Genomic DNA, 12,431 nt, shown 5'->3' on the forward strand with positions numbered 1-12,431 from the left:
CATGCCGGACCCGCGTCCCTGCCTGCCGGACGCGCCGATGCGCCAATCCCAGCCCCTCGCCGCCGGAACCGCCGCATGAGACCCGCGCCCGCCCTTCTGGACCGCCTGTCGCGCCGCCGCCTGATCCCCCGCGTGGCACCGGCCTCGCGCGGGATCGGCGAGCGGCGCTCGCGCCAGAAGGGGCCGGGGCTCGAATTCATGGAACACCGCCCCTACCAGCCGGGCGACGACCTGCGCCATCTCGATCCGCATCTCTATGCCCGGCTGGGCGAGGCCCATATCCGCGAATACGAGGTGTACCGCCAGCTTCCCGTCACCATCCTGATCGACGCCAGCGCCTCCATGCTGATCGGGGACCGCCGCCGCCACCGCCACGCGCTGGAACTGGCGGCGCTTCTCGGCCATGTCGCGCTGGCGGGCGGCGACCAGTTGCGCTTCGCCGTCGCGGGGCAGGGACGGCTCGACTGGTCGCCCCTGTTCCAGACCCCGTCCTGCGTGGATCGCGCGCTCGACTGGCTCGACCGTGCGCCCGCGCCCGGCGGCGATCTGGGCGACTGCCTGCCCGCCGCCGCCCGCAGGATCGAGGGCAGGGGGCTGACGCTGCTGCTCAGCGACTGGTGGGACATCGCCGATCTGCCCCGCCCGCTGGTCCGCCGGCTTGGCGCGGAACTCTGGGCCGTCCAGATCGCGACGCCCGAGGACACCGACCCCGCGCTTCTGCCCCAGGGCGACCTGCGCCTTGCCGACCCCGAGACCGGCGCCACCGTCGATCTGGTGCTGGATGCGGCCGTCTGCGAACGCTTCCGCCGCACGGCCCAGGCCTTCCGCGACGATCTGCGCGCCCGGATCGAGGGCGCGGGCGGGCGCTACCTGCCCGTCTCGACCGCGACGCCGCTGCACGACCTGCTGCTGCGCGACTGGCCCGCGCTGGGGGTGATCGCATGATCCTGCTGCTGCGCACGGCCTTTCTCGTCCTCCTCGTCGGGCTCTGGTATCTCGCCGCCGCCAATGTCGGGCGCAACGTGATCGCCACCCCGCTGGAAACGCTCGACGCCGCCCGCCGCCTTGCCGAAAGCGGCCGGCTCCTGTCGGCGGTGGGCGACACGCTCAGGGTCTATCTCACCGGCTTCGCGCTGGCGGCGCTGGTGGCGATCCCCGCGGGCGTGCTGATGGGCACCGTCCGCATCCTCGGCAAGACCCTCGACATCTTCGTCTTCGCCCTCGCCGCCACCCCGCGCGTGGCCTTCATCCCGCTCATCATCGTGCTGCTCGGCCTCGGGCTGGAGGCCAAGGTCTTCATCGTCTTTCTCGGCGCGATCATGCCCATCCTCATCAACACCTATGCCGGCGTGCAGGCGGTGGACGACGAATTGATCGAGATGGCCCGCTCCGTCGCCGCCAGCCGCGCGCGCATCTTCTGGCGCATCATCCTGCCCAGCGCCGTGCCCTTCACCGTGGCGGGCCTGCGCATCGGGGCCACCATCGGCCTGATCAACACCGTGGTGGCCGAGCTTTACACCGCCGTCAGCGGCCTGGGGGGGCTGCTCGCGCTCTTCGGCAACACCTTCAGGATGGCCGAATACCTCGTCATCGTGATCACCCTCGCCCTGATCGGGGTGGTCGTCACCGAAATCCTGCGACAGGCCGAACGCCGCCTCGAAGGCTGGCGCGGCAAGGGCTGAGGCAGGCAACACCCCGTAAACCGGAGGGACACCAACCATGAAACACGCACTCGCCCCCGCCCTGCTGGCCCTGGGCCTGCTGGGCACCGCCGCCACCGCCGAGCCGTTCCGCCTCGTCGTCACCCATCTCGAGCCGCCCGTCGTGCCGAACTCCGTCATGGACCTGGCCGTGGAGCTTGGCTACTTCGCGCGCGAGGGCGTCGATGTCGAACTCGTCCGCGTCCAGCAGACCCCGTCGGCCGTCGCCGCCCTCCAGGCGGGCGAGGGCGACATGGCCAATATCGGCGTCGACGCGCTTCTCCAGCTGACCGCCACCGACAGCGCCGACCTGGTGGCCGTCACCTCGCCCAACAAGTCGCTGCCCTTCCTGATCGCCGCGAAATCCGACATCACCGACCCCGCGCAGCTTCCCGGCCACAGCTTCGGCGTGGGCCGGCTGGGCAGCCTCGACCATTCGCTCAGCACCAAGGTGCTGGCGGCGGCGGGGGTGGACATGGAAACCCTCGACATCCTGGCCCTCGGCCAGCCGCCGGTGCGCGCGCAGGCGCTGGCCGCGGGCCATGTGGACGCCACCACCATGTCGATCGGCGTCTGGCTGTCGCTGCCCGACAAGACCGGGCTTTCCGTCCTCGTGGGCCAGGACGCCTATTACGCCGCGGCCCCGGTGGTGAACAAGGTGAACGTCGTCCCCCGCCAGGTGCTGGACACCCGCCGCGCCGATGTCGAGGCGGTGGTCCGCGCGCTCGTCACCCTCTCGCGCGACTTCTCGAACGACCCCGCCGCCTGGGCCGCCGCGATGGCGCCTTACGGCGGCGACCTCTCGCCCGAGCAGCTTCAGGAACTCGCCACCTCCTTCGCCGGCACATGGAGCGTGAACGGCGGCATGAACGCCGACGAACTGCGCTACACCCAGGACTGGATCTACGCGACCGCGGATTTCGCCACGACCCCCAAGGTGACGCTTGACCAATGGGCCGATTTCTCGATCGTGGACGCGGTCCTCGCGCAACTCGGCGTGGACGAAACCGGGGACAGGCCGGCCCGATGAACGCCATGCGCGGCACCCCCTGCGGCACGGGCACCGTGCCGCGGGCACTCTCGCTCCGGGGGGTGGACAAGACCTTCGCCACGCGCGACGGCCAGCCGCTTCGCGTGCTGAGCGACATCACCCTCGACGTGGGCCCCGGCACCTTCGTCGCCCTTCTGGGCCCGTCGGGCTGCGGCAAGACCACCGTCCTGCGGCTGGCCAACGGGCTGATCCAGCCCGATGCCGGCAGCGTCGAGGTCTTTGGCGCCCCCGCCCGCCCCGGCCCCGACATGGGCTTCGTGTTCCAGTCCTTCCGCCTGATCCCCTGGGCCACGGTCCGCGCCAACGTGGATTTCGCGCTTCGGGCGCTTCCCCTCGCGGACGCCGAACGCGCGGAACGGGCAGACCGCTACATCGCCATGGTCGGCCTCTCGCGCTTTGCCGACTCATATCCCCGCGAACTGTCGGGCGGCATGAAGCAGCGCGTGGCACTTGCCCGCGCCTTCGCCTGCGAGCCGCGCATCCTGCTGATGGACGAGCCCTTCGCCAGCATCGACGCGCAGACCCGCGAACTCATGCAGATCGAACTGATGCGGCTCTGGATGCTGCAACGCTCCATGGTCCTCTTCGTCACCCACAGCGTGGACGAGGCGATCCTTCTGGCCGACCGCATCGTGCTGATGGGCCCGCGCCCGGGCCGGATCATGGAAACCCTCGACGTGGACCTGCCGCGCCCGCGCTGGACCTATGACGTGCGCAGCGACCCGCGCTACCGCACGCTGCGCGCCCATCTCGCCAGACGCATGTTCGAACTGGTGATGAACGACCCCCATTCCGAATTCTTCGGCCGCGACCTGACCGGCCACTGGACCCCCGACAGCCCCGACGGCTAGCGCCCCTTGGCCTCGGCCCGCCAAGCGCATAGCTTCAGGGGCGGAGGCACCCATGCAGCATTTTTCCGTTCTCGATCTCGCGCCCATCCCCGAGGGCAGGACCGCCGCCGACGCGCTGGCCGCGACCGTCGATCTGGCGCAGACGGCCGAGCGGCTGGGCTATCACCGCTACTGGCTGGCCGAGCATCACAACATGCCCGGCATCGCCAGCGCCGCCACCGCCGTGGTGATCGGCCATGTCGCCGCCGCGACCCGCACCATCCGCGTCGGCGCGGGCGGCATCATGCTGCCCAACCACGCGCCGCTGGTGGTGGCCGAACAGTTCGGCACGCTCGCCACGCTCTTTCCCGGCCGGATCGACCTTGGCCTCGGCCGCGCGCCGGGGGGCGACATGGCGACCGCCCGCGCGCTCCGCCGGCACATGGCGCCCGAGGACGGCTTTCCGCAAGACGTGCTCGAACTGCTCTCCTATTTCGGGGACAACGCCGACGCCCCGGTGCAGGCCATTCCGGGCGCGGGCACCCATGTGCCGGTCTGGATCCTCGGCTCCAGCCTGTACGGCGCGCAGCTTGCCGCCCATCTGGGCCTGCCTTACGCCTTCGCCTCGCATTTCGCGCCCGCGGCCCTGGGTCAGGCGCTGGCGATCTACCGCGACGCCTTCCAGCCCTCGGAATGGCTCGACCGGCCCCACGCCATGATGGCGGTGGGCGTCACCGCAGCCGACACCGACGCCGAGGCCGTGCGCCTGCGCTCCTCGCAGATCCTCGCCTTCGCCCGGCTCCATACCGGGCGGCCCGGCAAGCTGCCCGCCCCGGTGGACGACGTGGAAGCCCATGTGCCGCCGCATGTCATGGCCGGTGTCGAGCAGGCGCTGTCCTGCTCCGCCACCGGGTCGCCCGCGACCCTTCGGGCGCAGCTTGGCGCGCTCATCGCCCGCCACCGCCCCGACGAGGTGATCGTAAGCGGCATGATCCACGACCACGCCGCCCGCCGCCGCAGCCTGGAAATCGCCTCGGGCGTGCTCCACGACCTGCGCGACCGCCCCGTGGCGGCCTGAGCGGGGGGCGGGGCCGTGTCGGGGATCGAGCGGCAGGGCGACGGTTTCGTGGTCGATGCGACGCTGCTGGCCGAGGCCTTCGGTCTGAAGGCGTCCGAGGTGCGCACCCGGATGCGCGACGGCCGGATCGTGTCGCGCTGCGAGACCGGGATGGACCAGGATGCGGGCCGCTGGCGCCTCAGCTTCTATCACGAGGGCCGCGCCTGCCGCTTCACGGTGGACGAGGCGGGCACGATCCTGAAACGTTCGACCTTCGACGCGCCCGCCCGCAAGGGGACCGGCGGCCCGGAGTGAGGCGCGTCAGGACGGCTTGACCAGCCGCAGCCCCTCCGGCGTTTCCGACTTGTCGGCGGCCCGGTCCGCGATGGACCGCCGCAGCGTCAGCGTGCCCGCAGCCGCCTCGCGCTCACAGGCGGGGCGAATGGGAAACGCGTTACCGTCCCCCGCCATCATCCGCCCCCGCGCGTATGGCAAGGTGCCATACGCTTGCCATACACTTTCCATACGCTTTGCAGACGCGGATTTCGCTTCAGATACAAGCCTCTATCAGCGCCCGCGTATTGTCTTCCGTCATCGCCACCGGGTTGCCCCCGGCGCTCGGATCATCCAGCGCCATGGTGGTCATCTGGTCGATCCGGTCCCGGCCCACGCCCATCTCTCCCAGCCGCGCGGGGATCTTCAACTCTGCCCGCAAGTCCATGACGAAGCGGTAGAATCCGTCAAACCCGCCCTTGATGCCCAGATAGGCCGCGGCCCGTTCGATGCGCTCCTCGATGACCGCGCGGTTCATCTCCAGCACCATCGGCATCACCACCGCATTGGTCGTCCCGTGGTGCGTGTTGTAGAGCGCCCCCACCGGGTGCGAGACGGCGTGGATCGCCCCCAGCCCCTTCTGGAACGCCACCGCGCCCATGCCCCCAGCGGCCAGCATCTGCGCCCGCGCCTCGATGTCGGTGCCGTCATGATAGGCGCGCGGCAGGTAGTCTTTCACAAGCCGCATGCCTTCCAGCGCGATGCCCTGGCTCATGGGGTGGAAGAAGGGCGAGGAATAGGCCTCGAGGCAATGGGCAAAGGCGTCCATGCCGGTGCCCGCGGTGATCGCGGGCGGCATGCCGACGGTCAGCTCGGGGTCCGCGATCACCACCGATGGCAGCACCCTGGGGTGGAAAATGATCTTCTTTACATGGCTTTGGCTGTTGGTGATGACGCTCGCGCGCCCCACCTCGGACCCGGTCCCGGCGGTCGTCGGCACCGCCACGATGGGCGCGATGCCCGCGGGATCGGCGCGGGTCCACCAGTCGCCGATATCCTCGAAATCCCAGACGGGCCGGGTCTGGCCCGACATGAAGGCGATCATCTTGCCCAGGTCCAGTCCCGAGCCGCCGCCGAAGGCGATCACGCCGTCATGGCCGCCCGCGCGGTAGACCTTCAGCCCCGCCTCCAGGTTCACCTCCGACGGGTTGGGGTCCACTTCCGCGAACACCGCGCGGCCCAGGCCCGCTTCCTCCATCACGTCCAGCACGCGCGCGGTCAGCGGAAGTGCGGCAAGCCCGCGGTCGGTGACCAGCAGCGGGCGCCGGATGCCGGCCGCCGCGCAGGCGGCGCCAAGCTCGCGGATGCGGCCCGCCCCGAAGCGGATGGCGGTGGGGTAGGACCAGTTGGCAGTGAGGCTCATGTCAGAGGGCTTTCCGAAGGTGGAAGGATTTGGGCCGGGTCAGCGAATGGTAGCCCAGCACCGAAAGGGCTGCGCCGCGGCCGGTGTCCTTGCAGCCGGTCCAGCACAGCGCCGGGTCAAGATAGTCGCAGCGGTTCATGAACACGGTCCCCGTCTCGATCTGGCGGCCGATCCGCGCGGCGCGGTCCGCGTCCTGGGTCCAGAGCGAGGCGGTCAGGCCGTAGTCGCAATCGTTCATCAGCTCGATCGCTTCCTCGTCGTCCCGGACCTTCATGATGCCCACCACGGGGCCGAAGCTTTCCTCGCGCATCACCCGCATGGAATGATCCACGTTCACCAGGATCTGCGGCGTCAGGTAACAGCCGCCGTCATCCGCCGGAGAGGTCGGGATCAGCGCCACCGCGCCCTGGGCCACGGCCTCGGCGGTCTGGCTGCGAACGGTATCGGCGAAGCGGCGGTTGGCCATCGGGCCGATGGTGGTGTCGGGCGACAGCGGGTTGCCCAGAACATAGCCCTTCACCAGTTCGACGGACTTCTCGACGAAGGCGTCATACAGGCTTTCGACGACGTAGATCCGTTCGATCCCGCAGCAGCACTGGCCGGAGTTGTACATCGCCCCGTCCATCAGCGTGGCCACGGCCGCGTCGAGGTCGGCGTCCTCCATGACGTAGCCCGGATCCTTGCCGCCCAGTTCCAGCCCCAGCGCCGTGAAGGTGCCGGCGGCGGCGCGTTCGATCGCCTGCCCGCCCCTGACCGAGCCGGTGAAGTTCACGAAGCCGAAGGCGCGGCTGGCGATCAGCGCCTCGGTCGTGGCGTGGTCTAGAAAGACGTTCTGGAACACGTCCGCCGGGACGCCCGCCTCGGTGAAGGCGCGCACGATCCGCTCGCCCGCCAGCAGGGTTTGCGTCGCGTGTTTCAGCATCACGGCGTTGCCCGCGATCAGTGCGGGCACGATGGTGTTGATCGCGGTCAGGTAGGGGTAGTTCCAGGGCGCGATGACGAAGACGACGCCGTGGGGTTCGCGCTCTATCCGGCGTTCGAAGCGGGCGCTGTTCTCGACCACCATGGGGGCCAGCGTCTCGGCCGCGATCTGGCTCATGTAGGCGGTGCGTTCCTTCACGCCGCCCCATTCGCCGCCGTAGCGGGTGGGGCGGCCCATCATCCGCGCGAGTTCCTCGACCGCCGCATCGCCGCCCTCGCACAGCCGTTCGGCCCCGGCCGAGACCAGCGCGATGCGTTCGGACAGCGGGCGCGCGGCCCAGGATTTCTGCGCCTTGCGCGCGCGGGCGACGGCGGCCTGGGCCGCGTCGAGCGACAGAACGGGGCGTTCGGCATGGACCGAGCCGTCGATGGGCGAGATGCAGGTGAGCTTGGTCATTTTTCCCTCGGAACGTATCGTTTTCCTGCGCCCCTGCCGGGCGCGGCCGGCATCAGCGATGCGCCCGCGCGCGGGGGGGAGTCAAGGCCGGATCAGGAGCGTTCGAAGCCGCGCGCGATCTCCCAGTCGGTGACGCGGCGGTCGTATTCGAACTGTTCCCATTCGGCGGCGTGGACATAGTGATCGACCACGTCGTCCCCCATCGCCGCGCGCAGCATCCCGGAGCGTTTGAGCGCCACCGTCGCCTCGCGCAGGGTCTTGGGGATTTCCCGGACCCGGCGCGCGGAATAGGCGTCGCCGCTGAATTCGGGCTCTAGCGCGAGCTTCTGCTCGATCCCCGCCAGCCCCGCCGCGATCTGCGCCGCGAAGGCGAGATAGGGGTTCAGGTCCGCCCCGCCGACGCGGTTCTCGATGCGGATGGCCTTGGTGCCCTCGCCGACCAGCCGGTAGCCGGCGGTGCGGTTGTCGCGGCTCCAGACCGCTTTCGTCGGCGCGAAGGTGCCGGCCTGGAAGCGCTTGTAGGAGTTGATGTTGGGCGCAAGGAAGGCCGTCACCTCGGAGGCGTGGGCAAGCAGCCCGGCGACGTAGTGGCGCATGGTTTCCGACATGCCGTATTCGCCGTCGGGGTCGAGAAACAGCGGGATGCGCCCGTCGGTGGACCACAGGCTCTGGTGGATGTGCGACGAAGAGCCCGCGGCCCTGAAGTCGTATTTCGCCATGAAGGTCGCGGCCTGGCCATGTGCCCAGGCGATTTCCTTCACGCCGGTCTTGGTGATGACGTGGTTGTCGGCGGCACTCAGCGCGTCGGCATACTTGACGTTGATCTCTTCCTGCCCGGCCCAGGCCTCTCCCTTGGAGTTCTCGACCGGGATGCCCGCCCCAAAAAGCCCGTTGCGGATGGCGCGCATCACCCCCTCTTCCTTGGTGGTCTGGAAGAGGTGGTAATCCTCGTTGTAGGTGCTGACGGGGGTCAGCCCGCGATAGCCCTTTGAATGCGCCTGCGCGTAGCTGTCCTCGAACAGGTAGAATTCCAGCTCGGACGCCATCATCGGCTGGAAGCCCATCGCATGGGCGCGGGCCAGCTGGCGCTTGAGGATCGCGCGGGGCGAGACGGCGATGTCGTCATGGCCGTGGTGGTCCATGATGTCGCAGATCACCAGCGCCGCCCCCTCCTGCCAGGGGATCCGCCGCAGGGTGGAGAGGTCGGGCTTCATCATGTAGTCGCCATAGCCCGTCGCCCAGGAGGCGGACTTGAAGCCCGGAACCGGCTCCATCTCCATGTCGACGGTCAGCAGGTAGTTGCAGGAATGCGTCTCGTGCACGCCGGATTCGAGGAAGTGGCTCGCGTGGAATCGCTTGCCCATCAGGCGGCCCTGCATGTCCACCTGCGCCATGATGACGGTGTCGATTTCGCCTGCCTCGACGGCGGCGGTCAGCTCTTGCAGGCTCAGCGGCGCGGCCATGATGTCCCTCTCGTGTTCTTGTTACCGGACCCGTCCGGCGCGGACCGGCCCGCGTTGCGGGCCGGCCGGTCCTGTCCCCTTCGCGCGGGGGATCAGGTGTAGCGGTAGGGGCGCCCGGCCTTGGCCATGGCGTCGTTGTACTGCTTGATGATGCCGACGATCCGGGCCTTCGTCTCGGATTCGGAGGCGATCTCGTCCCAGAAGGCGTTCGCCGCCTGCTCGACCTGCGCCCATTCCGCGTCGGGGATGGTGGTCAGCTCCATCTTGGTGCCGTTCACGCGCAGGTCCGCCTCGCCGCCCCAGTACCACCACTGGCGGTAGTAGTGCGACTGGTCCATGCAGACGCGCAGCAGTTCCTGCAGATCCTCGGGCACCTCGTTCCAGCGGTCCATGTTGGCGAAGAAATGTCCGATCCAGGCGCCCGAGATGTTGTTGGTGAGGAAGTAGTTGCACACGTCGGCCCAGCCCACGGTGTAATCCTCGGTGATGCCGGACCAGGCGACGCCGTCAAGTTCGCCGGTCTGGACCGCGACCTCGATGTCCTCCCAGGGAAGGGTCACGGGGACCACGCCGAACTGCGCCAGGAACCGGCCCGCGGTGGGGAAGGTGAAGACGCGCTTGCCCTGCAGGTCGGCCAGGCTGTTGATCGGATCCTTGGTGGCGAAATGGCAGGGATCCCAGGCCCCGGCAGAGATGTGCTTGACGCCGACCTTGGCGTATTCCTCTTCCCAGATCTCCTTCAGGCCATACTGGTTGAACAGCACCGGCACATCGAGCGAGTAGCGGCTGGCGAAGGGGAAGTAGCCGCCGAAGACCGTCACTTCCGTGGGCGAGGCCATCGAGTCGTCATCGGACTGCACCGCGTCGATCGTGCCGCGCTGCATGGCGCGGAACAGCTCTCCGGTGGGGACCAGCTGGTCGGCGAAGAACAGCTCGATCTGCATGCGCTCGCCTGCGATCTTGTTGAAGCTGTTGATCGCCGGGACGATCACATGCTCGGCCAGCGCCGCGCCGGCATAGGTCTGCATGCGCCAGCGGATCGTACTCTGCGAATGGACCGCCGGGGCGGCCAGGGCGGCGGTGCCCACCGCACCGGCGGAAGTCAGGAACTTGCGTCTGGTTGTCATTTCGTCCTCCTTGTCGAAGCCTGGGCCTTAACGTGCTCGTTGCAATTACGGCCGCTGTCGCGCGGCTCTTGTGTCATTTCGAATATACCATTTCCGGCAGCCACAGGGCGATCTGCGGGAACACCATCACAAGCGTCAGCGCCAGCAGCATCACCGCGACGAACGGAATGATCGAGCGGTAGATGTCGGCCAGCGTCACGTCATTCGGCGCCATCGCGCGCATCAGGAACAGGTTGTAGCCGAAGGGCGGCGTCATGTAGGCGATCTGGGTCGTGATCGTGTAGAGCACCCCGTACCAGATCAGGTCGAAGCCGAGCCCCGCCACCAGCGGCACATAGAGCGGCGCCACGATCACCAGCATCGCGGTATCGTCCAGGAAGGTGCCCATCAGCAGGAAGCTGAGCTGCATCAGGATCAGGATGACCCAGGGGCTGAGGCCCAGCTCGCCCACGAACAGGTTCTCGAGCGCGCGCGCGGCCCCCAGCCCGTCGAAGATCGCGCCGAAGGCGAGGGCGGCCAGGATGATCCACATGAACATGCAGGTGATGGCCAGCGTCTGGCGGACCGAGGTCTCGAACACCGCGCGGGTCATCCGCCCCTTGACCACTGCCGCCATGAAGGCCGTCAGCGCGCCGATGGCCGAGCTTTCCACCAGCGAGGTCCAGCCGTTGATGAAGGGGAACATCATGGTGAAGAAGATCGCCAGCGGCAGCAGGCCTGCGCGCAGCAGCCGAAGCTTCTCGGCCATGGGGACGTTGCGTTCCTCGGGGGGCAGCACCGGGCCCAGATGCGGCTGGATGCGGCAGCGGACCCAGATGTAGATCACGAACATCGTGGCCATCATCAGCCCCGGCATGACGCCCGCGAGCCACAGCTGGCCCACCGGCTGGCGCGCGATCATCGCGTAGAGCACCAGCACCACCGAGGGGGGCACGAGGATGCCCAGCGAACTGCCCGCCTGGATCACCCCCGTGACCATGCGCTTGTCGTAGCCGCGTTTGAGCAGCTCGGGCAGCGCGATGGTCGCCCCGATCGCCATGCCCGCGACCGACAGCCCGTTCATGGCCGAGATCAGCACCATCAGCCCGATGGTCCCGATGGCCAGCCCGCCGGGAACCGGCCCCATCCAGACATGGAACATCCGGTAAAGGTCGTCCGCGATGCGGCTTTCGCTGAGCACATAGCCCATGAAGATGAACATCGGCAGCGTCAGCAGCGGATACCATTTCATCAGCTTGATCGCGGCCGAGAAGGGGATCTCCACCCCGCCGGTGCCATAGAGGAATACCGCCCCCAGCGCCGCCACGGCGCCGATCGCGCCGAACACGCGCTGGCCCGTCATCAGCATCAGCATCATGGTGCTGAACATCAGGATGGCTATGAGTTCGTAGGACATCAGCGGCCAGCGCCCATGAATGCCGACGCGGGGCCCGCGGCGGCGCCGGAGCCTCCGGCGGGGATATTTGAGGAAAGTGGAAGGCGGGGCAGGGGGTGCGGCGGCATCTCAGAGTTCCACGTTGCGGATGCGGGCGATGTCCTTGAACAGTTCCGAGAGCGCCTGCAGCAGCATTAGCAGGATGCCCGCGCACATGATGACCTTGATCGGCCACATCTGCGGGCGCCACGCGGTTGGGCTGCGCTCGCCGTATTCCAGCGAATAGGCGGTGGAACTGAACCCGCCCCACAGCAGCACCACGAGGAAGAACAGCAGGCAGAACACCGAGAAGGCGTCGACCCAGGCCTTCTTGCGCAGGCTCCAGCCACCGTAGAGCAGGTCCATCCGCACGTTCGAGCCGAGCTGGATCGAATAGGGGCCGCCCAGGATGTAATAGGCCACCATCGCGAACTGCGCCATTTCAAGCGTCCAGAGCGACGGCGTGAAGAAGGTCTTGGAAATCGACGACCAGAGCAGGATCGCCATCATGACGAAGATGCCATACATGGCGAACCGCCCGACCCGGTAGTTCACCGCATCCACGTATTTCACGAAATAAACGATGAACTTGGGCATGACGCGATGAAGCGACATGGCGGGGCGATTTGTCAATCGGCTTGTCGGCGGCATTCGGGCGGCTTGTCTGCGGGGGGTTTCCCCCCGCGGCCACGGCATTATAACACGCCCGAGGCTT

General features: G+C 68.4%; 13 protein-coding genes. 6 read left to right on the plus strand and 7 right to left on the minus strand.

Annotation, left to right across the window (positions count from 1 at the left end):
* Positions 1–75: 75 nt before the first annotated feature.
* The 6 genes from HMH01_RS05720 to HMH01_RS05745 are packed head-to-tail and all read left to right on the plus strand — an operon-like array spanning position 76 to position 4,953.
* Entirely contained in the window at positions 76–945 is an 870-nt protein-coding gene (locus HMH01_RS05720; RefSeq protein WP_171323302.1) for a DUF58 domain-containing protein, read from the plus strand.
* Entirely contained in the window at positions 942–1,682 is a 741-nt protein-coding gene (locus HMH01_RS05725; protein ID WP_171323304.1) for an ABC transporter permease, read from the plus strand. Before HMH01_RS05720 ends, HMH01_RS05725 begins: the two co-directional genes overlap by 4 nt.
* Before the next feature lie 37 nt (positions 1,683–1,719).
* The gene (locus tag HMH01_RS05730) at positions 1,720–2,730 is read left to right on the plus strand and encodes an ABC transporter substrate-binding protein (protein WP_171323306.1); all 1,011 of its coding nucleotides are present in this window, start codon (positions 1,720–1,722) and stop codon (positions 2,728–2,730) included.
* Positions 2,727–3,602, plus strand: coding sequence for an ABC transporter ATP-binding protein (locus HMH01_RS05735; protein WP_246237283.1), 876 nt, complete (start codon positions 2,727–2,729; stop codon positions 3,600–3,602). The genes HMH01_RS05730 and HMH01_RS05735 overlap by 4 nt, the downstream gene beginning before the upstream one ends.
* Before the next feature lie 52 nt (positions 3,603–3,654).
* Complete coding sequence (locus HMH01_RS05740) at positions 3,655–4,659, plus strand: LLM class flavin-dependent oxidoreductase (protein WP_171323308.1); 1,005 nt, start codon at positions 3,655–3,657, stop codon at positions 4,657–4,659.
* 15 nt (positions 4,660–4,674) lie between these two features.
* Positions 4,675–4,953 carry a DUF6522 family protein gene (locus HMH01_RS05745; protein ID WP_171323309.1) on the plus strand — a complete coding sequence of 93 codons (279 nt, stop codon included), beginning with the start codon at positions 4,675–4,677 and terminating at the stop codon, positions 4,951–4,953.
* Positions 4,954–4,959: 6 nt separating this feature from the next.
* On the opposite strand, the gene HMH01_RS05750 is transcribed toward HMH01_RS05745, so the two are convergent.
* The 7 genes from HMH01_RS05750 to HMH01_RS05780 form a co-directional block, all read right to left on the minus strand.
* A complete protein-coding gene (locus HMH01_RS05750; protein ID WP_171323311.1) occupies positions 4,960–5,109 on the minus strand; it encodes a hypothetical protein in 150 nt (49 codons plus the stop codon).
* A 79-nt stretch (positions 5,110–5,188) separates the two neighbouring features.
* The gene (locus HMH01_RS05755) at positions 5,189–6,334 is read right to left on the minus strand and encodes an iron-containing alcohol dehydrogenase (RefSeq protein WP_171323313.1); all 1,146 of its coding nucleotides are present in this window, start codon (positions 6,332–6,334) and stop codon (positions 5,189–5,191) included.
* Between the two features lies 1 nt (position 6,335).
* Positions 6,336–7,712, minus strand: a complete 1,377-nt coding sequence (locus HMH01_RS05760; RefSeq protein ID WP_171323315.1) for an aldehyde dehydrogenase family protein — start codon at positions 7,710–7,712, stop codon at positions 6,336–6,338.
* A 92-nt stretch (positions 7,713–7,804) separates the two neighbouring features.
* Positions 7,805–9,175, minus strand: coding sequence for a glutamine synthetase family protein (locus tag HMH01_RS05765; RefSeq protein WP_171323317.1), 1,371 nt, complete (start codon positions 9,173–9,175; stop codon positions 7,805–7,807).
* 92 nt (positions 9,176–9,267) lie between these two features.
* Positions 9,268–10,302, minus strand: a complete 1,035-nt coding sequence (locus tag HMH01_RS05770) for a TRAP transporter substrate-binding protein (protein ID WP_171323319.1) — start codon at positions 10,300–10,302, stop codon at positions 9,268–9,270.
* 73 nt (positions 10,303–10,375) lie between these two features.
* Complete coding sequence (locus tag HMH01_RS05775) at positions 10,376–11,698, minus strand: TRAP transporter large permease (protein ID WP_171323321.1); 1,323 nt, start codon at positions 11,696–11,698, stop codon at positions 10,376–10,378.
* Between the two features lie 108 nt (positions 11,699–11,806).
* Positions 11,807–12,313, minus strand: coding sequence for a TRAP transporter small permease subunit (locus tag HMH01_RS05780; protein ID WP_171325250.1), 507 nt, complete (start codon positions 12,311–12,313; stop codon positions 11,807–11,809).
* Positions 12,314–12,431 lie beyond the last annotated feature (118 nt).

Source organism: Halovulum dunhuangense (genome assembly GCF_013093415.1).
GTDB classification, from domain to species: domain Bacteria; phylum Pseudomonadota; class Alphaproteobacteria; order Rhodobacterales; family Rhodobacteraceae; genus Halovulum; species Halovulum dunhuangense.